General features: G+C 39.1%; 19 protein-coding genes. 10 read left to right on the forward strand and 9 right to left on the reverse strand.

Translation table 11 applies throughout. From position 1 onward, the window contains the following. Nucleotides 1-114: 114 nt before the first annotated feature. Nucleotides 115-1425 (forward strand): dicarboxylate/amino acid:cation symporter, encoded by a 1311-nt coding sequence (locus EHQ52_RS07375; RefSeq protein WP_135614571.1) that lies wholly within the window; start codon nucleotides 115-117, stop codon nucleotides 1423-1425. After that, nucleotides 1422-2747 (forward strand): MATE family efflux transporter, encoded by a 1326-nt coding sequence (locus tag EHQ52_RS07380; protein WP_135614572.1) that lies wholly within the window; start codon nucleotides 1422-1424, stop codon nucleotides 2745-2747. Before EHQ52_RS07375 ends, EHQ52_RS07380 begins: the two co-directional genes overlap by 4 nt. On the opposite strand, the gene EHQ52_RS07385 is transcribed toward EHQ52_RS07380, so the two are convergent. Continuing rightward, nucleotides 2740-4185 carry a Vgb family protein gene (locus EHQ52_RS07385; protein WP_135615678.1) on the reverse strand — a complete coding sequence of 482 codons (1446 nt, stop codon included), beginning with the start codon at nucleotides 4183-4185 and terminating at the stop codon, nucleotides 2740-2742. The two genes, EHQ52_RS07380 and EHQ52_RS07385, sit on opposite strands and share 8 nt — an antisense overlap. After that, nucleotides 4182-5126, reverse strand: coding sequence for a site-2 protease family protein (locus EHQ52_RS07390; protein ID WP_135614573.1), 945 nt, complete (start codon nucleotides 5124-5126; stop codon nucleotides 4182-4184). The genes EHQ52_RS07385 and EHQ52_RS07390 overlap by 4 nt, the downstream gene beginning before the upstream one ends. Nucleotides 5127-5276: 150 nt before the next feature. On the opposite strand from EHQ52_RS07390, the gene cysE reads away from it, so the two are divergent. Together cysE and EHQ52_RS07400 are read left to right on the forward strand one after the other, a co-directional pair. Beyond that, nucleotides 5277-5990: a serine O-acetyltransferase gene (gene cysE, locus EHQ52_RS07395; RefSeq protein WP_135614574.1), complete on the forward strand. Its 714-nt coding sequence runs from the start codon at nucleotides 5277-5279 to the stop codon at nucleotides 5988-5990. An 86-nt stretch (nucleotides 5991-6076) separates the two neighbouring features. After that, on the forward strand, nucleotides 6077-6343 hold the full coding sequence (locus EHQ52_RS07400) for a hypothetical protein (protein ID WP_135614575.1): 267 nt from the start codon (nucleotides 6077-6079) through the stop codon (nucleotides 6341-6343). Nucleotides 6344-6397: 54 nt separating this feature from the next. Here the strand turns inward: EHQ52_RS07400 and mpl36 are convergent, their stop codons facing one another. Next, on the reverse strand, nucleotides 6398-7300 hold the full coding sequence (mpl36, locus tag EHQ52_RS07405) for an RlpA family plasminogen-binding lipoprotein MPL36 (protein ID WP_135614576.1): 903 nt from the start codon (nucleotides 7298-7300) through the stop codon (nucleotides 6398-6400). A 103-nt stretch (nucleotides 7301-7403) separates the two neighbouring features. On the opposite strand from mpl36, the gene EHQ52_RS07410 reads away from it, so the two are divergent. Together EHQ52_RS07410 and EHQ52_RS07415 are read left to right on the forward strand one after the other, a co-directional pair. Then, complete coding sequence (locus EHQ52_RS07410) at nucleotides 7404-8312, forward strand: tetratricopeptide repeat protein (protein ID WP_135614577.1); 909 nt, start codon at nucleotides 7404-7406, stop codon at nucleotides 8310-8312. A 79-nt stretch (nucleotides 8313-8391) separates the two neighbouring features. Beyond that, nucleotides 8392-9282: a tetratricopeptide repeat protein gene (locus EHQ52_RS07415; protein WP_244244817.1), complete on the forward strand. Its 891-nt coding sequence runs from the start codon at nucleotides 8392-8394 to the stop codon at nucleotides 9280-9282. Here EHQ52_RS07415 and folP read toward each other — a convergent pair. Further along, nucleotides 9270-10169, reverse strand: a complete 900-nt coding sequence (folP, locus tag EHQ52_RS07420) for a dihydropteroate synthase (protein ID WP_425269383.1) — start codon at nucleotides 10167-10169, stop codon at nucleotides 9270-9272. The genes EHQ52_RS07415 and folP overlap by 13 nt on opposite strands. 51 nt (nucleotides 10170-10220) lie before the next feature. Here folP and EHQ52_RS07425 point away from each other — a divergent pair, with 51 nt between their 5' ends. From EHQ52_RS07425 to EHQ52_RS07440, 4 genes are all read left to right on the forward strand, one after another. Next, nucleotides 10221-12299: an OmpA family protein gene (locus EHQ52_RS07425; protein WP_135614580.1), complete on the forward strand. Its 2079-nt coding sequence runs from the start codon at nucleotides 10221-10223 to the stop codon at nucleotides 12297-12299. Nucleotides 12300-12389: 90 nt separating this feature from the next. Further along, nucleotides 12390-13544 carry a DUF1577 domain-containing protein gene (locus EHQ52_RS07430; RefSeq protein ID WP_135614581.1) on the forward strand — a complete coding sequence of 385 codons (1155 nt, stop codon included), beginning with the start codon at nucleotides 12390-12392 and terminating at the stop codon, nucleotides 13542-13544. A 5-nt stretch (nucleotides 13545-13549) separates the two neighbouring features. After that, entirely contained in the window at nucleotides 13550-14872 is a 1323-nt protein-coding gene (gene hisS / locus EHQ52_RS07435) for a histidine--tRNA ligase (RefSeq protein WP_135614582.1), read from the forward strand. A gap of 52 nt (nucleotides 14873-14924) precedes the next feature. Continuing rightward, on the forward strand, nucleotides 14925-15437 hold the full coding sequence (locus EHQ52_RS07440; RefSeq protein WP_167492210.1) for a phosphatase PAP2 family protein: 513 nt from the start codon (nucleotides 14925-14927) through the stop codon (nucleotides 15435-15437). Here the strand turns inward: EHQ52_RS07440 and EHQ52_RS07445 are convergent. The 5 genes from EHQ52_RS07445 to EHQ52_RS07465 all read right to left on the reverse strand — a co-directional run bounded on the left by EHQ52_RS07445 (nucleotide 15384) and on the right by EHQ52_RS07465 (nucleotide 21564). Next, nucleotides 15384-16553, reverse strand: coding sequence for a Re/Si-specific NAD(P)(+) transhydrogenase subunit alpha (locus tag EHQ52_RS07445; protein ID WP_135614584.1), 1170 nt, complete (start codon nucleotides 16551-16553; stop codon nucleotides 15384-15386). The genes EHQ52_RS07440 and EHQ52_RS07445 overlap by 54 nt on opposite strands. A 78-nt stretch (nucleotides 16554-16631) precedes the next feature. Further along, nucleotides 16632-17567, reverse strand: coding sequence for a UDP-glucuronic acid decarboxylase family protein (locus EHQ52_RS07450; protein ID WP_425269005.1), 936 nt, complete (start codon nucleotides 17565-17567; stop codon nucleotides 16632-16634). Further along, nucleotides 17560-18432 (reverse strand): M50 family metallopeptidase, encoded by an 873-nt coding sequence (locus EHQ52_RS07455; protein WP_135614585.1) that lies wholly within the window; start codon nucleotides 18430-18432, stop codon nucleotides 17560-17562. The genes EHQ52_RS07450 and EHQ52_RS07455 overlap by 8 nt, the downstream gene beginning before the upstream one ends. A 28-nt stretch (nucleotides 18433-18460) precedes the next feature. Next, nucleotides 18461-20155 carry a methyl-accepting chemotaxis protein gene (locus tag EHQ52_RS07460; RefSeq protein ID WP_135614586.1) on the reverse strand — a complete coding sequence of 565 codons (1695 nt, stop codon included), beginning with the start codon at nucleotides 20153-20155 and terminating at the stop codon, nucleotides 18461-18463. A gap of 170 nt (nucleotides 20156-20325) precedes the next feature. Next, nucleotides 20326-21564 carry a DUF445 domain-containing protein gene (locus EHQ52_RS07465; RefSeq protein WP_244244818.1) on the reverse strand — a complete coding sequence of 413 codons (1239 nt, stop codon included), beginning with the start codon at nucleotides 21562-21564 and terminating at the stop codon, nucleotides 20326-20328. Nucleotides 21565-21625: the final 61 nt, after the last annotated feature.

Here is a 21625-nt window from a genome sequence, read left to right on the forward strand (position 1 = left end):
CGGTTCCGGAATACAACTTCAGAACTGGTAAAAAATCGGCTAAAGCCTTCACTATCATTTTGAAAAGGGAAAAATCAATAGAAAAATAAGAATGCGACTCCTATTCTGTCGAGTATGTCCGCTGACTCGAACCAAAACCTTCCGAATGCTCGTAGATTTTTTCCATTAGAGAAACTCTGGTTCAGAGTTTTGTTAGGTTTGGTGTCCGGACTTTTAGTAGGTCTATATCTAAGTCCTGAAAATTCGTTGGTAGCCCAAGAAGTTTCTAAGCCAATCATTTCTTGGTTAGGCCTTCCTGGTCACTTCTTCCTGATCTTATTGCAAATCATCATGATCCCTTTGGTGTTTTGTTCCATCGTTCTAGGGATACACGCCGGAGAAACCCTGGATAATCTGAAAAGTTTCGGATTAAAAGCATTCTTATACTTCGTATTTACCACAATATTAGCCGTATCGATCGGAATCATCTTAGCAAGTACGATCAAACCAGGAAGTTTTGTAGACCCGGCCGGGATCCCAAGAGTACAGGTCCCAAATAAAGTATCCGAATCCTCAGGCACTGTCTCAGTGGAAAAGGTCCCTGACTTAATACTTTCTGTTCTTCCCAGAAATCCATTCCAAACATTTGCTAATGGAGATATGTTAGGTGTAGTTTTATTAGGACTATTAGTTGGGATCGCTATTCTTTCGATAGAACAACAAAGTGCTTCTTATGTTCTACCTGTACTCCAAGCTATATTCAAGACAAGCATGGTATTCGTTCAATGGGCAATGAAGATCGCACCTTTTGCAGTTTTCGGACTTATCGCTCAAATCACTGCTAAGATTGGGCTCAAAGTTTTATTGAGTCTTGGAGTGTATTTTTTCACCGTGCTAGGCGGACTAGTCTTAGTGCTACTCATGTATTCAATTATACTGATACTAGTAGCAAGAAAGAGCCCTGTTTGGTTTTTGAAACGAGCGGGCGAAGTACAGTTGCTCGCATTCTCCACTTCTAGTTCTGCAGCAGTTCTTCCTTTTTCTTTAAAGACTGGAATAGAGAAGATGGGGGTCTCTCGAAAGATTGCAGAATTCATTCTACCATTGGGAGCTACAGTGAATATGGATGGGACTGCACTTTACCAAGCGGTTGCCACAGTATTCTTAGCTCAAGTATATGGAATAGAATTAACAACAACGAATCTTGCATTTGTGCTAATCGCAACTGTGGTAGCCTCTATTGGAACACCAAGTACTCCGGGACTTGGTATAGTAATTTTAGCATCTATCTTAGCTGGTGTAGGAGTTCCTACAGAAGGGATAGGGATCATCTTAGGAGTAGATCGTATTTTGGATATGTGCAGAACCACTGTGAACGTCACAGGGGATTTGGTTGCTTGTAATGTTTTCCAAAGTATAGAAGATAAGAAACGACCGAGCACCTGAGTCTTCTCTTGGAAAAAAAATTTCTCACTCTAACATTCTTCAATATAATCGCGAACTTAACTGTTCCTCTTACAAGCTTTGCAGATGTTGCAGTACTTGGCCAATTAGAGTCTCATACTTATGTAGCTGGAGTAGCTCTTTCCAATGTATTATTCGATTATCTGTTCTGGGGATTTTCATTTTTAAGAATGAGCACTACCGGTCTTACTGCCCAGGCAGAAGGAAATGAAGATAACAAAGAATCATTTCAGATATTATTAAGATCCTTATTGCTCGGATTTGGGATCGGTGTTTTGATCCTACTTTCTAAAACTTATTTAGAAGAATTCGGATTTTCTGTTTTAGAAGGGGAGAAGGAAGTAAAATCCGCAGGCGGAGAATATTTCAAATCCAGGATCATAAGCGCACCTGCAACTCTTTGTAATTTTGTTCTCACTGGCTGGTTTTTGGGAAGATCCAAAAGTGCTACTGTATTAGTCGCAACAGTCATTGCAAATCTAGTCAATATAGGACTGAATATTTGGTTCATTCTATTTTTAGATTGGAAAGCTTATGGAGCCGGAATTGCAACTTCTATCAGCCAATATCTGATGTTTACATTCTTCCTTGTTTTATTATTCAAGGAGAAGGACCGGTTCTTACAAGTTTATCATAAGATCCAAATTTTCTCTCTGAAAGGATATATTTCACTTCTATCTTTGAATTCGGATATAATGATCCGAACCTTACTTTTGATCACCACATTCAGTTTATTTAGAAATTACAGCTCTGGTTTGGGTTCTGAAACATTAGCTGCAAATGCAATACTTCACCAATTGATTTTGATCGGTGCATTTTGGATAGATGGCGCAGCAATCGCAATGGAAACTGTTGCAGGAAATCTAAAAGGAAATAATAACTCAGAAGGTCTAAGAAAGATCCTAAAAATGGCAATTGTTTCTGGGTTCGGGATCTCTCTGCTTTTTTGTATTATGATCCTTCTTCCTGCCGGATACTTATTCGAATTATTTAGCAAATCCAAACCAGTCGTGGCTCTCGCAAAAGAATATGGCTATTGGATCGCTCCGGTGCTCATCTTTGGATCTTTTGCATTCATATTTGATGGATTCTTCTTAGGAATTTCAGAAGGTAAAATACTGCGAAATTCAATGATCGTTAGTTCCGTCATATTCTTCTTTCCGATCGCTTATTGGGGAAAAATCCAAAACAACAATCATTTACTTTGGTTTTCGCTCTCTTCCTATATGTTAGGAAGAGCGATCACACTCGGCGTTGTTGCTTATAAAAAATATTTTGTAAGCAGGCAAGAATCTATCAGTTAGAAGAAAGATCAGTTCCCTTAGGAAGAAGTGTAACTTCTATCTCAGCAGGTAAAGGTTTCCAAATTTCAGAATCTTTTGCTTTAAATAAAATAGGAGAAGGTAAAGCAGCCCAAGCCTCACTGCGGAACAGATCCACCATATCCTCTCCTTTTTGGTAAGCGCGAGAAGATTCTATCTTCTCCGGTTTTACACTTGCAAGAGGCACCCAACCGAAACTCGGAATATAAATATCCAAAGTATCTTTGAAAGAAGGATTCGAATTTCCGGAAAACACTAAACTTTTCACTGGGCGAACAGGCAAACCTGAATCAAGTAGTGACTTTTTGAAACTATCCCAATCAGAACGGAATAACCTCGCGTCGAAAATTTTATCTAAGAAAAAATTCCCAGCCTTCTCTTTTACCGAAACTCGGTTTTTGGTGAATGCTCCTAGATCAGTGGGAATTTCTTCCTTCTTCTTCAAAAAATCGTCCAGGACGTAATATCTGACGTTAGTCGTTCTTGCTTCAAAATGATATTCTAAGGTTTGAGGACCTTTTGGATCGTCTATGCCCAATTTTTTGGAAAGTGCACGAACTCCCATAACCAGATCCCCTTTAAATTTAGGGTCTTTGGTTTTTAGATTTCGGATCCTTTGGTGTTCTGTTGTAGGAGGAGGAAGAAGTCCCAGAACTCCACCGACCAATGTAGCCTCATCCAAAGAATATTTGATCTTTACATTGATAAGGTAGGTTGCTTCTCCGGAAGCAAGGAATCGATCCGTTTCTACAAAGGAGATCTTTTTGACTTCTCTAGTAGTTCTATCTACAACGTAGATCCTACTTCCAAGAATTGCAATACCCCGGATATCTTTAGAAGGAGAACGAATGGAACCTGTGATCTTTCCACTAGTTGGATCATATCTATATACGTTTCCATCAGAAGAGTCAGTGATCCAAAGACTATCTCTTGCAAAACAAATATCTTTTGGTTCCGATCTATCGGTTAAGAAACCGCCGAAAAAACTTTGAGTTCCCTTATCATAAACGGAAACCTTTCCTGTATCAGAATCCAGGATATATAGATAATTTTGAAAGTTCGCTATCCCACCTATCTTATCGATTGGGACCTGTATTCTTTCAGTAACTCCACCGGTATTCGGTTCTACTTTCAAAACGACCCTTTTGCTCGCCACGAAAAGTTTACCTTCTCTTGGATCGAAGTTTAAACCTGCAATAAATGGAATTCCTAGATTGAACGCTTCTTGTCTGCCGCTTGGATCCACACGAATGATTGCTCTTCTTTTGCTATCAGCGAACCAGAAATTTGTTCCGTCGTAAGAAAGACCGTAAGGACTCTCTGTCAATTGAATGTCTACGTCACCTTCTTCTTGTGAATGGATAGAAAGAGAGATTATTAGAATGAGTAGGATGGAACTTTTAAAGATCAATTTTTTCATTTTGAAAATACTTCGAGTAGAATCTTCCATAGATCTTCTCCTAGACTACTCTTGGCTCCAGTAGAAGTTACAACAGTGATTGGAGAAATTGGAAAAATAAGCAGGAAGGATAATAACATACCCCAGCCAAATATCTTTCTAAATTTACCGATTGGATATGTAGCATCCGGGACAAAAGGATGTTCTACTCTGATAAAATAATAGATGAGCAATCCCCATAAGATCCACGAATAATTCCAAAGAGAGAGCAAAAGAAATGCAGAAAACAAATAGTAGATCCACTTTCTATAACCTTCTCCTGCTAATGAATAAACAACATGACCACCGTCTAATTGACCGAAAGGTAAAAGATTTAATGCGGTAATTAGTAGTCCAACCCAGCCCGCAAAAGCAAGAGGATTGTATTCTACTGTAAAGAGAGAAGGATCAAAGGGACCTAAAATTTTCTGGGACAAAACGTAAGTGAGAATACTATCCCCAAAATTAATATCCATCAACTCTGGATGAGCATGTAATATTGCAGTTCTTTCTGCTAGAGAAACTAATTGAGAATTATATAATCCGATCACGAGACAAGGGACCGAAAGCAACAAACTCATTGCAGGTCCCCAAATCCCAATATCGAATAATTGGATTTTGTTTCTGATAGGTTCCTTGATACGAATCACAGCTCCCATTGTTCCTACAGGAGAAAGTGGAACTGGTAAAAAGTAAGGAAGAGTTGCCTTGATCCCATAATATCTGGCGGCTAAGTAATGCCCCATCTCATGGCAAAAAAGAATTCCAAGTAGAGAAAAAGAATAAGGAGTTCTGATCCGAAAAATCTCTGAGATTGTTTCAGAGTTTAAAAACGGAAGGTTGAATATATCATCCTGAAAGGTTAAGGTAAAAAAAGTCAGAACGAAAAGAAGTACGTTCCATCCGTAAGATGACCTATTCAATTTTTTAGACCGTTTTCCTTTAGATTCCGACTCAGGTCCTCTCTCAAAATGATTCCTCCTTTACATACCTGTGCACAGTTTCAAGCTTATTCATAACTAAAGATAACATTATTCTTCTATCGACCGTCAAAGAAGAACCGGGATAAACATTTGTTCGAAAACATCAAAGCAATTAAAAAAAACGATCCAGCAGCAAAGTCTTATTTGGAAGTCATTCTTTGCTATCCGGGTTTACATGCGCTTTGGTTCCATTCTTTGGCACACTTTTTATATAAGATCAAAATTCCTTTATTTCCTAGGATCATCAATACTTTCGCAAGATTTTTGACTGGGATAGACATTCATCCGGGAGCAAAAATTGAACCTGGGATCTTTATTGATCATGGCCAAGGTGTTGTCATAGGAGAGACCGCAGAAGTCGCAAAAGGATGTTTGATCCTACAAGGAGTAACCTTGGGCGGAACAGGCAAAGAAAGCGGCAAAAGACATCCCACCTTAAAAGAGAATGTAGTAGTTGGAGCCGGAGCAAAAATTTTAGGAAATATAGTCATCGAACATAATGTTCGGATTGGTGCCGGTTCTGTGGTGCTCAGAGATGTTCCTGCAGATTGTACTGTTGTTGGAGTTCCAGGAAAAGTAGTCCGTTCCAAAGTAGATTTCGGAAAAGAAGGAGAAAGAATGCTGGATCATGGAGAACTTCCTGACCCGGTCGCAAGAGTTTTCTCCATTCTGGTAGAAAAGATAGATACATTGCAAAAAGAAGTGAACGAGTTATACGCAAAATCCAATATCAAAGAAAAAAAGTCTGACTCTAAAAACGAGGATGAAGAGTTAAATGAGTTCATCCACGGCGGCGGAATCTAAATTTCGGAAAGTTTTTTTTTGACAAACTGACCTTCTTCTAAATTCTTTAGGTTATATTCGTTAGCCGCCATTGCGGCAGAGGGTTTATGAAGTCGAAAATAAGGGTCTTTTTTCTAGTTTGTTTTTCTGCAATTCTACTCTATTCATTTTCAGATTGTGGGATCTTAGTGAGTCATGAGGATCTTTGCGCAGAAGATCTGAAAGATTATGATAATTGTTTTGCAATGCTATTAATAGTAGATCCTGCTTGCGGGCAAGGAACAGGCACCTGTCTTCCGGCTTATGTTCAATTATCTAAATCAGTATGTGCTAGCAGAATGAAGCTCAAAGGTTGTAGAGCGCACAGGAATTAAATAAAAAAGCCTCCAATCAAGGAGGCTTTTTCTTTCAGAGACCGAATGATAGTTTTATTTTTTAGGGATAAAACAATCCACTCCGTCTTCCTTCAATTTGGATTTTAGAAGGTCCGCTTTTGCGCGATCCATAAAATCACCCATTTGAAGAACAAACATTCCTTCTCTTTCGAATAGATAAACTTTCTCACCATATTCTGCAGAAAGATTTTTTCTGTAATCTTCAGCAAGTCTGCTGTTTCTGAAAACGCCAACTTGGACAGTTTGTCCTTTTGGAGCTCCCTTCACTAACGGAGCCGGGGTCACAGCTTTTTTAGGAGTAAGTCTTTCAGGTTTGTTTTCTTTTAGAAGAGCTTCTTCATCTTCCAAACCTTCCATGTCTTCTGACTCAGCTGCTCCACCTTTGCTAACTACAGTGAGACCAACTCTTGCAATTCCAACATCTTTGAATTCCAAGTTCTCTGCTGCTTTTTCAGAAAGATCGATGATCCTATCTTTTACGAAAGGTCCGCGGTCATTTACTTTTACTAAAACTTCTTTATCGTTTTCCAGATTTTTAACTCGAACCACTGAACCTAAAGGAAGGCTTGGGTGAGCGGCAGTCAGTTTTGTTTTGTCGAAAATTTCTCCACTAGCTGTTGGCTTACCGTGAAATTTAGGGCCATACCAAGAAGAATATCCGACCTCGTCGAAATCTCCATTGGATCCTGATTGTTGTCTGGAAGGCGTAGTGGCTTTTACTGGTTTATTATCCGCAAGAAGATCATCCAATCCTCTGGAAGCGGAAGAGTTCTTAGCCAGAACCATATCTCTTTTGGACTCTTGGTCCATTGGGACGATTTCTTTTTCAAAAAATATTTCGGAAGGATCTCCGGACGCGCTGATACTTCTTCTTGTTTCTGAAGAAGCGCAAGCGGTAACAGTTATCAATGCGAAGATAGCAGCTATCTGTTTCATTTCGGACCTCTGTCTTTCTATGTTATATTTTCGGAGGTTTTTACATTTTACCTGAAGTTTTTTTCAGGTTGTTTTCTGGGGAATTTTAGTCGATATTCCAGATATGACCGAGGCCGATATCAAACGAAAGTTCAACGAGGCTTTAAAACTCGAAAAAGAAGGGAAAATCTCCCAGGCGGCCAAAATATATTCTGAAATTTTGGGAATGAACCCCAAATTCCAGAAGGCTTATTTAAACCTCGGTGCACTTTATTCTCGGACCGGAGATTCTGAGAATGCAATTAAGACCTACCAAAAGGCACTCGAACTTGGAAAAACCACTGAACTTTATTATAATCTTGGAGTAGAGTTATATCGACTCGGAAGTTTAGATGCTGCAGTCAAAGCACTCAAAGGTTCTCTCGAGTTAAATAAAAAATATCTGAACTCTCATCTACTTCTTGCATATTGTTATAAACAATTAGATCGCCCGGACAAATCAGAACTTTATCTAAAGAATGCAATCAAGTTAGATCCTAAAAATAAAACCGCTTATGCTGCACTTGCCACCATATACTTTGATACTGAAAAATGGGAACAAGCATTAGCAGCTGCTAACATAGCGATCCAGATCAACCCGAATGATCCCAGAATGGAAATCCTGATGACGGAGATCCATGTTAAACTTGGAAATTATAAACAATCATTCGAAACTCTTAAGAAAGTAACTTCAACCGCTCAAGGATTTGTGCAGTTCAATGATTCGATTAAACAAGCCAAACAAAAGCCAAAGGCAGAAGAGAAAGTATTCTTTGATAATCTAGAAGTTTTAACTCGAAAAAAATTGGATGAATTTAAGAATAAACTTACTCTCTCTAAGGAAAGTCCTCAGGATTTCGAGGCTCCGGAAGCACAGGACGCGCTTGATCTTTCTCTTATGTATTTGTTTCATGGAGATTCAGAACGGGCCCTAAAGTATTTATTATATGCACAGAAAAACCTACAGGAAAATCCAACTTCTGAAACCGGTTAATCTTTTTCTTTTACCCGTCCTTCTATTTTTCTCCTGCTTATATCCAATCAGAAATAATGAACAGATCGAAAACGATCCTATGTTTTTGTATCTTACTGCTACAGATTATACAAGGGAGAAGGTGGACTCTGTAAAAAGTCCTTGGGAAGCAAAAACCCATAGAGGAAAAGCAATCCTTGCTCCGGACAAAAACAATCTGGGAATTTTATTCGTAAGATTCTCGCTTATCGATGATGCAGAAGACGAGTTTCTAAGTTCACAAAAACTTCTCCCTAATAATCCGATACCTTCACTTAATCTATTACGTTTATATTATCTAGTAGAAGATATTTCAGAAGCCAAAAAATACCTGGAAACATTCCTAAAACAATCTCCTCCAATTGAACGCAAAAAATTCGAAAACCTTTTAATAGAAGCACAAAGAGAAGAAGAGCTTGTGATCTTTAGAGATGCACTTTCTACAATTCCAGGTCAGGAAGTTTATGCTTGGGAAGGTTTAGCAGAATATTTTTTCTCGAAACAAGAATGGTCCAAAAGTTATTATTATCTGGAAAAGATCTTACAACAAAGTCCATTCCATAAGAACGCAAGAGGCCTAATGTTAAAGATGGCCCATATCCTAGAGAAATGGGACGATGTTTTGGTTTTTGGACTTAGTTTGAGTGGTACTGGAGAACGTATTCCTGAATTAGAATATTATATCGCTCACGCGTATTACGAAAAGAGAAGATATTCAGAAACATTGGATTGGCTTCACAAAGCACCTGAATCTGAAAAAGAATCTTTGGTATTTTTAGAATTATGGAAACTTTCTCTACTTTCCAAAAATCCTAAAGCGGATGTTTCTCCACTTCTTCCTTATTTTAGAAAATTGAAATCCAAAGGATTACAATTCACCGAAGAGGAATTTTTTCCTACCTTAACTCCGGAAGGAAAAGAAACAATGGATCGAGTTCGTTACGGGCGATAGTCGCTTCGCTCCTGAAGCCCGCGTTGCGGACTATAAACTCCGTGGGACATTTCCCAGGTCTTCATTGCTAATAAAAAAGATTTGGGAGAATGAGTTCTGATCATCCGAACTCCTTTGGACCAAAGATATGTTTCTGAGATCGCAGTCGGAACAATTCTATCTTCTACAGACAAACCTCCGAGAGCATTTCCCAAAAAAGATTTTTTAGTAACTGAGACCATAAGGTTTGGAAACTCAGAAAGAATTTCGACGATCTTTGCAAGAACTGCAAAACTTACTTTATAATCAGGACTTAGAAAAAATCCCATTCCTGGATCTAAAATCAAACGATCCCCTAATCCTAAAGCCTCGAATGTTTTTGTTCTTTCTCGAAAAAACTCCAGAGCAAGAGGCACAACTGTCTCCGGTTTTAAATCCGAAGATTCAGACGCTTTGATGGAATGATCCTGAGAAAACATTGCCACGTATTTTGTGGACTTGCTGCTCTCGGCTTTTAAAAGATCCAAACTTTCATGATCTACAAAACCTCTGATATTATTGATATAATCTACATCTGCTTCTAACGCCTTTCGTATGACATAAGGACGGAACGTATCTACTGAGATGGCAACCTTCTCCTTTTTGAGCTCGGAGATGATCTCCTTCATTCTATCCCATTCCATCTCTTCCGAAATGGGCTCCGCTTTTATATTAGAAGATTGGGCCCCAATATCTATAACGTCCGCGCCTTCTACTATTAGAGATTTTGCCTTAGCTAAAGCCAGGTCCTCTCGGAGGTATTTTCCCCCATCCGAAAAAGAGTCGTTGGTTATGTTCAAAACCCCGAATAGGATCGGTTTTGGAGGGAAAATTTCTTCCTGGTTTCTATTAGGCAGGTCGGATTCCATCTTAGTTTCCATCTTGATACTTGGGGTCTTTGTTCCGATACTAATTACAAGATGTTTTTTTACAATCAAGGAAAAGGACTCGTTCTAAAACGAAATCACTTTCTTAGCTCCGTCCTTGCCGGAACTCTTCTGTTTTTTTTATTTTCCTGGGATGGATCCGCCCAACCTGTTCCTACACTTTTGGAAAGAAATTTTGGATCTCCTTTAAATACACAAAACGTAGAATACAATCCTATCATCAGCCCTGACGGAAGATATCTGATCTTCCAATCCAATCGTCCAGGCGGAGAAGGAGAGATGGATATCTGGCTCTCCGAAAACGCTAATTATAAAAAAAGAGATGGGGAAGCTGATTGGAAGAAGCCTGTCAACCTGAACCAAGACATATGGGAACAGAATAAAAAGGAACTTCCTTCCGGAGAAAAAAAATCCAAACTATTCAATACTGATAAGTACGAAGGTGGGATCTCCATTCGATTCGATGAGTCCGGAAACCCTGAGGAAATTTTTCTAACTTCTGTCCGAAATGTAAAAGCAGATAGAGAAGGTTTTGACGCATTAGATATTTATTATACTAAAAGAGATGAAAAAACAAGACGTTGGAGCGACTTGATTGGTATCTCTGAGATCAATTCTAATTGGACGGAAAAGATGCCTTCCATTTCTCCGGATGGAAAATTTCTGATCTTTTCTTCCGATCGTCCAGGTGGATATGGAGAATATGATCTTTGGGTAAGTTATAGAACTGTTCCCACTGGCGTTTGGTCCAGTCCTATCAATCTAGGATCGGAGATCAATTCCAAGGCCAGTGAAATTCTTCCTTATATTCATCCGGATGGAGAACAATTATACTTCTCTTCTAATAGAGAAAACGATCGCAAAAAGTTTTCCTTATACCGCAGCTTTTTAAATCTTCCAGGAAGCTCTGACACTGAAGATGCAGAAGATAAACTTACAGTTTCTAAAACAAATCTTCCTCATCCAGTTCCTGAAATAGGAAGTTTAGAAAAACTTCCTCATCCATTTAATTTAGATACTGCAGAAGGAATCGATTCAGAAGGAATTTCTTTCGATCACGAAGGACTTTGGGCTTATATTTCTTCCAACCGAAATGGAGGACAGGGCCAATATGATATTTATAGATTCCAAGTCCCTGAAAACCTAAGGAACTCCTACGATGTATCCTTTCAGGGATTGGTCTTAGACGGCTCAGAAGCCACAATGATCGGTTTGGATGCGACTATCAAAATTTCTGATAGTATAGGACCTTCTCGCACGATTACTTCCAAAAGAATAGGTGGAGATCTTTCTAAAGGAAACCCGACAAACTTTAAAACCGTTTTAAAAACTGGAAGATTATATAAGGTAGAAATTTCTTCTCCAGGATTTTATCCCACTGAGGACAAGCTAGACTTACGTGGTAACGTAGAAAGAAATAAGAAAGTTTATAAAACTTATGTGCTTCTTCCTATCAAAGATGAAGAGAAAGGCAAAATAGTTAACACAGGCGACGGTGATAAAGGAAAGGGACTTAATGTGGTAGTAGTTGATGCCGCTACTAAAGAGCCAATCGCTGGAGCGACCGCTACAGTTTTTACTCCTAAGAATAGACAGGGAGAAATCTTAAAATACAACAGTTTGTCAAAAAATTTCCATATCGAGTTGATCCCCGACACTGATTTTGAAATCTTTGCAAAGGCTGAGAAATATATTTCCGAAAGTGTTAATATCTTGAAGAAAGATATTAAACCTGGCTCTACAATTTCTATAGCCTTAAGGAAAGATTCAGAAGTTCCAGTTGTTTTAGGTACTAGACTCTATTTTGAATTCAATAAGACTGAAGTAACTGAAGCACATCGCAAACAACTTGATCTGATTGTAGACTATCTCAAGAAGAATCCGTCCGATAAAATAGAGATTGGGGGCCATACAGATAATATAGCTTCCAAAGAATATAATACTCGCTTAAGCGGGAACAGAGCGCGGAAAGTTTTTGACTACATTCGTAGCAAAGGGATCCAAGCTTCTAGGTTAAAAACCAGAGCTTATTGGTATTCCAGACCTGACGAAGATAACTCTACCGAAGATGGAAGAGCTAAAAACAGGAGGGTCGACTTCCGCAAGCTATAAGAGCTTGTCCCTACGGTCCAAGCTCTTGAAGCCTGACAAGCGCAGTGGTTCCAAAAACTTTAGTTTTTGGACGGCTATAAAGGAGAGCAGATGGAAGTCGAGTACCGATCTTACCTACAATCACCAAGAATATGGGATACCATCAAGGATCCTCAAAAAGTAGGTTATATTCTGAAAGAGTACGTACATAATAACGGACTCTTTCTGAAAGAAAGTCCCTTAAAACAAGAATTACAAATCTTACAAACTACTCCTGAAGGAAAAATTTTCCTTAGGGTCGACCCTGAATCTTTGAATGAAGAAGGCGAAATCACAGTTTACAAAACCTTAAGTAAACATATGGAAATCGGCTTTAAAGTAGAATCCGTGAATCATGAGGACGGAGTAGTGATCTGTTCTCCTGAATACGTAAGGATCGCAAAAGACGGCCGTATTCTTCCAAGAATAGAAGGATTACAAGGCAAAGTAGTAGCGCATAGATTCCATATGCTTAAGAAAGAACAGGATTCCACGAAAGTTTTGGGAACTTCCGGCCAAATCCTACTTACAGACTTACATAAGAATATTTTATCCGAATATCCGTATTCCAGACTGGTATTTCCTACCGGGAAAGAACTAAGCTTCGAACAAGACTTAGCAAAACGTACAGGCAAAACTATCTTTGTAAAAGATGCGATCAATATGGATCCTCTTTCTCAAGAAGAGGCAGGCGGTTTCAATATTCTAGATCTAAAACAAGAATTAGAAGATGAGATGATCCTAGAAGATAGAACCAAAGTTTATCGTTCAGGGAAAATTCAATCTTTTGCGGTCTATCCAATCTATTACAAAGATCCTTCCGGATCAAAGCTCGTTGCTTTAGGTTATGCGGAGACTAAGGATAGGATCTTAGATCCAGCTATTCTAAAAAAATATGTAGAGTTAGAAGACGTGTTTAATGAAAGGATAGAAGACTCCAATACTCTGGATGTCGATATCCGTCAAAACGTGATCAACGCTTCCGAAGGTGGAATTCTTTTAGAAGTAACCGAATCCCAGCTAGTCGAATCTTTTCTGCATAAACCTTTCTTTACTGCGGATATAACTTTTAAGATGCAAGCTCCACTGAGATTCGCATTTAAAATCCGACATATTTCTCAGATCGGGGAAATTTACCTGGTCGGTGCAGAAATAGTTGGCTCCAACGATGCCAAGACGAATATGACTCTATTAAAGAAGAATTTAAGCTTCATTAAGAGCGTCTAAGAGACTTGGAAAAACAGAAAGCCTTTTTACCCACAGCCCCATACAAGGGGACAAGAGATTTTTATCCGGAAGAAATGAGATTCCGAAATTGGATGTTTTCCGTAATGAGGAAGACTGTCCAATCTTTCGGGTACGAAGAATACGACGGCCCGATCCTAGAATCTTTCGAACTCTATCTTGCAAAAAGCGGAGAAGAGATCGTCCAACGACAACTTTACAATTTTATGGATAAAGGCGATCGTCATGTTGCGATCCGTCCAGAAATGACTCCTACTCTGGCAAGAATGGTTGCCGGAGAAGTAAGAAATCTTGCTAAACCTATCCGCTGGTTTTCCGTCCCGAACTTATGGAGATATGAGCAACCTGGAAAGGGACGTCTTAGAGAACATTGGCAGCTCAATGTGGATCTGTTCGGAGTAAATTCTTATAGAGCAGAAGTAGAGATCATTCTGATCGCTAATGCAATTTTAGAAAATTTTAAAGCTCCTAAAGGAAGTTATCAGATCAAAGTTTCTCATAGAGGAATTTTGGATTCATTCTTAAACCAAACTTTGGCTTTAGCTCCAGAAAAAGCACATTCAGTTTCCAAACTTTTAGATAAAAAATCCAAAATCAGCAAAGAAAATTTTGAAGAGGAGATCAAACCTCTACTTTCTAATCCAGATAAACAATTAACTCTTATTTATAAATACTTAGATACCAATCTACAAACGATCGGAGATTTAGAAGGTATAGATCCTTCTTCTGTTGAATTTATTCGAAATCTATTTTCTGATCTGGGTTCTCTGGGGATCAAAGACCAATTGGAATTTGATCCCTCTATCATTCGTGGGTTTGATTATTATACAGGTTGTATTTTCGAAGTATTCGATACCAATCCTGAAAACAGAAGATCCTTATACGGCGGAGGAAGATACGACAACTTGATCGGGCTCTTCTCCAATGAACAACTTTCTGGGATCGGTTTTGGATTAGGAGATGTGACCTTCAAAAACTTTTTAGAAGGACATGGACTCGTTCCAAAAGATCTGAATTCTAAAAATGCTGTTTTAATTCCTTTGATGGAAGATAAAGTTTTTCCTGAAGTTCTGAAACTCGCAGAAGAACTGAGAAAAGAAGGAATCGGAGTGGAAACAATGCTCGAGCCTGCAAAACTCGGCAAACAAATCCAGACGGCAGAAAAAAAGGGATATCGTTTCTTGATCTTCTTGGGAGAATCCGAACTCTCCGAAAACAAGGTCCAGTTAAAAGATATCGTCTCAGGAGAACAATCTTCTGTTTCTAGATCCGATCTAATCTCCATTTTACGGAAATCCTTACTTGGATAAGAACACATTGGAAAAATTATCCGCTTTCGAAAGAATCGATTATGCGATCGCGATGTTTATTCGCGAAAAAATCCATTCACCACTTCTAAACAAAACTCTCTCTAGGATCAATCGTGGAGAGATAATGTTAGTTCTTATTCTTCCTTATCTCGCATATGCAGCATGGCAAGGAAGCCTTCCTTATCCCTGGTGGATTGTAATTCCTTATGCAGGGCTTGTCGCCTATGCAAATGATCGTTTTGTTTTAGTATTAAAGAAGCTAATCGCTCGTAAGAGGCCGCTAGTTACTGTGGCTGGAAAAGTAGATCAGAACCCGGATATGAAACATTCATTTCCTTCTGCCCATGCATCTAACTCGATGACAGCAGCATTGATCTTAGTGTTCTTGTTTGGTTTTCCGGAATGGTTTTTGGTGCTGAGTCTTTTGGCGGGAATCGGAAGATTATTATCTCTACACCATTTTCCCTCCGATGTGCTCGGAGGGTGGTTGATAGGAACTTGTTTCGGGACCTTAGGCCTTTTTCTTGGCCGCTGGCTTCTTCCCTTGTTGTTTGGAACCACCTAAGGCATCCAAAGTAAGTTTGTGACGGATCTCTCCTTCGTGAGTGATCGTCGTAGAAGCGATAACTTCGTCGTTCAGGTCAAAGTTAATCTTCTTCTCTTTAACCAATAGTTTCAGATAATTTAATACGTTCTTAGCGAACATTCTAGAAGCATCTGAAGGAAGGGAACCTGCCAGGTTTTGGTGACCAACTACGGAAACTCCGTTTTTCGTTAATACAACCTTACCATGTTGAGTGTACTCGCAGTTTCCTCCGTTTGGAGAAGCAAGGTCCACTACTACGGATCCAGCTTTCATTCTATCTACGATCTTTTTAGTGATGATGATAGGAGCTTTTCTTCCTGGGATCAAAGCTGTAGTGATGATCACGTCCGCTTTAGAAGCGAATTTTTCGATCGCTTCTTGCTGACGTTTTTTATATTCTTCAGTTTGTTCTACAGCGTAACCACCTGCAGCGGCAGAGTGAGTTGCACCTTCGACCTCAACGAATTTAGCACCAAGAGATTGAACTTGCTCTTTTACTTCAGGGCGAGTATCGAATACGTCTACTACAGCGCCTAATCTTCTGGAGCTTGCAATTGCTTGTAAGCCTGCAACGCCAGCACCAATGATAAGAACAGAAGCAGGAGTAATTGTTCCTGCAGCAGTAGTTAACATCGGGAAAAATCTGGTCAAATGAGTGGAAGCAATAAGAACAGCTTTGTATCCAGCAACAGTTGCTTGGGATGAAAGAACGTCCATTGACTGAGCGCGAGTGATACGAGCGATCGCATCTAAACTCAATACTGTAATATTTTGAGCAGCAAGCTTTTTGATAACCTGAGGATTAACTGCAGGTTGGAACATTCCTAAATAGAAAGCTCCTTTTTTGATCTTAGATAAACTTGCTCCATCCGCTAAGTGAATGCTCACTATTAGGTCGGATTTTTTCAGAACGTCCGCGCGAGATTGAATCGTCGCTCCGGCTTTTTTATAATCTTCGTCGGAGAAAAAAGATCCTTCTCCAGCGCCTTTCTCGATGATAACAGAAGCACCGATTTTTTTAAAGGCATCAACTACGTCCGGCGTGACCGCAACTCTAGTCTCTTCTTTAGCTTCTTTTAAAACTCCGATATTCATACAGCCTACTCGAAACTCAATTTTTCGGTTAAATTCCCTTATAGGGGAAAAGTAGGTCCAGATTTTCTCGGCGAACGATTAATCCAAGTGATTTTTGAAATAATCGACCGTTTTCCTGATTCCTTCTAATAAAGGAACCTTAGGTTCATAACCCAGTTTTTGTCTAGCTAAAGTCAGATCTGGCTTTCTGCGGGCAGGATCGTCTTGAGGAAGAGTTTTATAAATGATCTTGGAAGAAGAGCCAGTCTCTTTTAAAACTAACTCTGCTAATTCTTTGACAGTAAACTCTCCATCATTCCCCAAGTTCACAGGTCCATTGAAGTCCTGAGTGTTCATCATTCTGATGATACCATCTACAAGATCATCTACATAACAGAAGGATCTGGTTTGAGAACCATCTCCATAAACTGTGATGTCTTTTCCTGCAAGTGCTTGGACCACAAAATTACTTACAACTCTTCCGTCGTCAGGAAGCATACGAGGTCCATAAGTGTTGAAGATACGAATGACTCTTATGTCCACTTTATGATTTCTGTGATAATCGAAACAAAGAGTTTCAGCTACCCTCTTTCCTTCGTCGTAACAACTTCTGATACCGATTGGATTTACATTTCCCCAATACGTTTCTTTTTGAGGATGTTCGATCGGATTTCCATAAACTTCGCTGGTAGAAGCTTGTAAGATCCTTGCTTTTACTCTTTTAGCAAGTCCCAACATATTCGTGGTTCCGAGAACATTGGTCTTTATAGTTTTGATTGCGTTGGATTGATAATGGATTGGGCTCGCTGGACAAGCGAAGTTATAGATTTGATCTACTTCGAGTCGGATCGGCTCAGTGATATCATGACGTATTAGTTCGAAGCGAGGATTGGAGAGAAGTTTTTCAACATTCTTCTTTCTTCCGGTGTGAAAGTTATCTACGCAGATAACTTCGTTACCTTCTTGTATCAATCTTTCACATAAATGAGATCCGATAAATCCGGCTCCGCCGGTCACTAGCACTCTATTAGCCATCAATTCTCTCTATATCCATAAATTCCGGTGGAAGAGGTTTACCATTCAGATCCAAACCTCTGCTTAAAAACCATTCCAATACTTCTGGAGTTACTTCTCCAGGAAATGGATTGTCTAAACCTAGTACCGGCCCTTCATCAAATCCAGGAGTCTCATCCGGAACCGGACGAGGAGCTACTGCTCTCTTCAATGAAAAGAATATGATGGATACGCTAAAAAAGGACCAGAGCAGAGCAATCAAATATCCCAAGAACAAAACCGATTTCGGAACAGTTCCACCTGGAGAAGTCCCAGTTGCCCAGTATGCTAAGATACCTGCATCAGTGTTTTGAACATTTTCAGTAAAATCTAAAAGATCATAAAGGCTATATAAACTTACGCTAGTCCCTAAAAACACAGTGATCAATCTATCCCAACCAAATGGAAGGAACGAAGAGACTAAAAGGAAAATCCCCCAAAGCAAACCTGTTCTTTGAGCAAGTCCTCCGGAAGAAGTGTACTTTAAAGTGAGTAATAAAACGGCGCCTCCCAAAAGTAACAAAGTGGGACGGACCAGATTTCCTTTGAATCCTCTGTTGATCAGAAATCCTCCGACCAAACAAGAACCCAAATAACCTGCAGAGACTACGAATATAAAAGGACTTTTACCAGATGTAGGAGATGCAACAGTTTGCCCTGCTTCGTCACCGTTCAATTCTATCATTTGAACAGAACCACCGGAGATCAAAGTTGCGATCGCGTGCCCTGCTTCATGAATAAAAACCACGAAGTCTTTTAGATAAGAAACCCATCCATGATTCCAATAGGAAAGAAGAGTCACTATGATCGCGAGTAAGAGTGCAAGCCTTAGGAAACGATTCTCCATTCTAGAATCAATATCGGCTTTTTACGATTTAATCTGTTTTAAAATGGCTCAAAATTCCGCCAAATTTTTGGGAATGTTCCAAAGTATCTTTTACCGAATGTCTAATATTTTCTGAAGTAGCAGCTATGTCTTCTGCTGATTTGGAGATAGCACTCATAGAATCTGAAATTTCACCTGCGGAAAGTTTTTGCTGTTCAGAAGTTCCAGCCATCATCTTTCCTAAAACTAAAACCTGATCAGAACTGCTGCGAATTTCTCCGAGTCGTTTAGATTGTTCTAATAAAAGGCTTTTTACTTTGGATGCAGAATTATGAACTTCTTCAATATAGTTCTGAAGATTTTCAAATACATCTACAGATTGTCCTACTTTCAGAGCGCCTTCTTCCACTGAGTTAGATGTGCTTTTTACAAGATGAGTAATGTCTTTGATACTAGACTTAGTTTGTTCTGCAAGTTTTGAGATCTCATCTGCAACAACTGAAAATCCTTTTCCTGCTGCTCCAGCTCTTGCAGATTCTATCGACGCGTTTAGAGCGAGCATATTTGTTCTTTCTGAAATACTTGTGATGATGCCTACTATCTTGTTGATCTCATTTGAATAAGAACGTATCTGCTCCATAGATTGGATTGCTTCATTAAAGATCTGCTTTGCTTGGTCAGCTTTGTTTGCTACATTCCCAGCTTGAGACTCCAAGTTTTGCATGGACTCAGAAGTTTTTCCCAAAGACATATCTATGGACCCAATACTATCATTTACATTGGATAAACTTCTGGTTTGCTCACTGATCGTTAATACGATCTCATCGATTGTTTTTGAAAGTTCATGAGAAGCAGCTGCAGTTTCTTGAACAGCATGTGCCTGTTTTTGGGAAACTCTTTCGAAAGAACCTACTGATTGAAATAATTCTTCATATAGTTTTAAGTTTCTCTGGTAGTTCTCTTTCATTTGTACCAAAAGTCCCCAAAGACTGATGGTCATACATCTAAAGTTAGAATAAATTTTGTCAGCGTCTTCTATCCCTTCTTTCCTTGGAAATTCGGAAGCAAGATTTCCATTTACTACCTTGCCTACGATTTCTAAGGTCTCAGACATTTTCTTTTTCAGTTTATGGATAGTTCTCAAACAAAGTGTAAATCCAAGAACCACTGCAAGAAAGGTTATGGTGGAAGCGACAGGATCTGTTAAAAATAATTTCATCCCTAAGTAAGAAGAAGGAATGAATATACATGCGAATGTGAAGGTCACAAGACCAAGATATCCGAATTTCACTCGGATCGAATTTATAAATGAGAAGAAGGTCCTAAAGAGCCTTGTTTCTCCGTTCATTCTCGCAAAAAGTTTTTCTGCCTTTTCTATTTGTTGCCTGTTTGCCTTTTTACGAACAGACATATAACCGATGATCACTCCGTTTTCAAGAACAGGAGTAACAGTCGCATCCACCCAATAATGGTCTCCATTCTTTGCGCGGTTTTTAACAATCGCATTCCAAGGGCGGCCGGATTGAACAGTGCCCCAAAGATCTTCATAAACTGCAGGAGGTATATCGGGATGGCGGACAATATTATGAGGTTGGCCCAGCATCTCCTCTTCTGAAAAACCACTTACATCCGCAAAGTCCTGGGAAACGTAAGTGATCTTTCCTTTAGAGTCAGTTCTGGAGATGATTACCGCCGATTCAGCGAATTGAATTTCTCGGCCAGTGATCGGTAGGTTCTTTCTCATATTTTCAGTAATTTTATGAAGTCAAGATTGGTATAGCGAATTTAGGAAACTCGCTTCTTGATTTTAGCAAACAAGAATTTGAATGAGAAATAATCTGTAAAATATACTCTTAAACAATAATACTTTCGGTTTATTTTATAGAAGAATGTATTTTAAAACCGACCGCACTCCTACTTTATAAAAACGAGATATGCTTGGATACATCCAGCAATGCCACCAAGGAAAGCACCTAAACTGATTAAGGTGGCTTCATCTTCTTTAAAGACAGAATGTAAGAGATGTTCGAATTCTTCGGGAGGAAGTACGCTTAAATTATCAAAGACCAATTTTTCGATCTCCAATCTTTCTTCGATATAGTCCTTCATTTTGTCTGCAGTCTCAGGAACGAGCTCCAAAATAGAATTCGCAATCTTCTCCTTTAGCTCTTCTAACTTTTTAGAACCTAATATTAAGGAAGCATAAGGAATTTTTTTCTTTAACTTTTCTTCCATTAATTCCTTGGATTTGGAAAGAAGTTCTGTGATGATCAGATCTCCTCCTTTCCCTTTAAAGATGACACCTATCAAACTTTCAGGGTTTAAAATTTTAGAAGCTACTACAGATGCAAATTCTCTGGAAACATCTATCTGTCTTTTTAGGAAAAGACCTTGGTACTTGAAAAATAGAAAGTTCTTAGGCTGCAAAGGGGAGAAGATCATAAGGATCGCTAGCCAATTAGTGATATAACCTACAAAAATCCCCATCAGTGGCATGGTCCACCATTGGTTCAAATACGCGATGAACAAGACTTGGACACAACCGATCAGAAAACCAAAATAGATCCCAGAACGAACTATAAATCTAAACTCTGGTCCTCCACATCTTCTGAAAATTTCAGAAAGAATATTTGCATTTTCTCCCGAAAGGGATTCTTTGATTAAATCACCAATCCCTAATATACTTTCCAAATCTTTACCGAAAGAAGTGTAGATCTCTTGTATCTTTTTTGGAATATCTTCTCTGATCTCTTTTTCTAAAATTTGTTTCGCTTCTTCTGGGACCATCTTCCAGATAACAGGATTATCTGCGAAAAATATATCTTTGACTATTGAGGAAGATTTTTCTCCAATCCTATCTCGGATCAGATCTGAAATTTGCACCGGATCTATCTTTTTATAAAGATCATAAGGCCTAATCAATCTCTCCATCATCACATCTGAAATGAGGCCAGCCATTTTTTTAGAATGCCTTGGAATGATTCCCTGCCAGCCTAAAATTCTCCAACCTCTAAACTTAACAGGATAGAAGATCATTTGCACTGCTATATAGTTTGTGATCCAACCTACAAAGGAGCAGGTCACCAAAATCGAAATGATCTCGATCGTAGAGCCGTGAATTGGATCGAAAGATTGCATCGGGCCGAGTTTCATAGGTCCGAAAATTCGATTCAAGAAAAATTCAACACTTAATATACTTGTAAAATCGTATCAG

This window comes from Leptospira koniambonensis (assembly GCF_004769555.1).
Lineage (GTDB): Bacteria > Spirochaetota > Leptospiria > Leptospirales > Leptospiraceae > Leptospira_B > Leptospira_B koniambonensis.

Coding starts and splice junctions, on each gene's coding strand:
- EHQ52_RS07375 (WP_135614571.1), top strand. CDS start 115: ATGTCCGCTGACTCGAACCAAAACCTTCCGAATGCTCGTAGATTTTTT.
- EHQ52_RS07440 (WP_167492210.1), top strand. CDS start 14,925: ATGTTTATTCGCGAAAAAATCCATTCACCACTTCTAAACAAAACTCTC.
- EHQ52_RS07460 (WP_135614586.1), bottom strand. CDS start 20,155: ATGAGAAAGAACCTACCGATCACTGGCCGAGAAATTCAATTCGCTGAA.
- mpl36 (WP_135614576.1), bottom strand. CDS start 7,300: ATGAAACAGATAGCTGCTATCTTCGCATTGATAACTGTTACCGCTTGC.
- EHQ52_RS07425 (WP_135614580.1), top strand. CDS start 10,221: ATGTTTTTTTACAATCAAGGAAAAGGACTCGTTCTAAAACGAAATCAC.
- EHQ52_RS07465 (WP_244244818.1), bottom strand. CDS start 21,564: ATGAAACTCGGCCCGATGCAATCTTTCGATCCAATTCACGGCTCTACG.
- EHQ52_RS07410 (WP_135614577.1), top strand. CDS start 7,404: ATGACCGAGGCCGATATCAAACGAAAGTTCAACGAGGCTTTAAAACTC.
- folP (WP_425269383.1), bottom strand. CDS start 10,169: ATGGAATCCGACCTGCCTAATAGAAACCAGGAAGAAATTTTCCCTCCA.
- EHQ52_RS07385 (WP_135615678.1), bottom strand. CDS start 4,185: ATGAAAAAATTGATCTTTAAAAGTTCCATCCTACTCATTCTAATAATC.
- EHQ52_RS07455 (WP_135614585.1), bottom strand. CDS start 18,432: ATGGAGAATCGTTTCCTAAGGCTTGCACTCTTACTCGCGATCATAGTG.
- EHQ52_RS07450 (WP_425269005.1), bottom strand. CDS start 17,567: ATGGCTAATAGAGTGCTAGTGACCGGCGGAGCCGGATTTATCGGATCT.
- EHQ52_RS07445 (WP_135614584.1), bottom strand. CDS start 16,553: ATGAATATCGGAGTTTTAAAAGAAGCTAAAGAAGAGACTAGAGTTGCG.
- EHQ52_RS07415 (WP_244244817.1), top strand. CDS start 8,392: ATGTTTTTGTATCTTACTGCTACAGATTATACAAGGGAGAAGGTGGAC.
- EHQ52_RS07430 (WP_135614581.1), top strand. CDS start 12,390: ATGGAAGTCGAGTACCGATCTTACCTACAATCACCAAGAATATGGGAT.
- EHQ52_RS07400 (WP_135614575.1), top strand. CDS start 6,077: ATGAAGTCGAAAATAAGGGTCTTTTTTCTAGTTTGTTTTTCTGCAATT.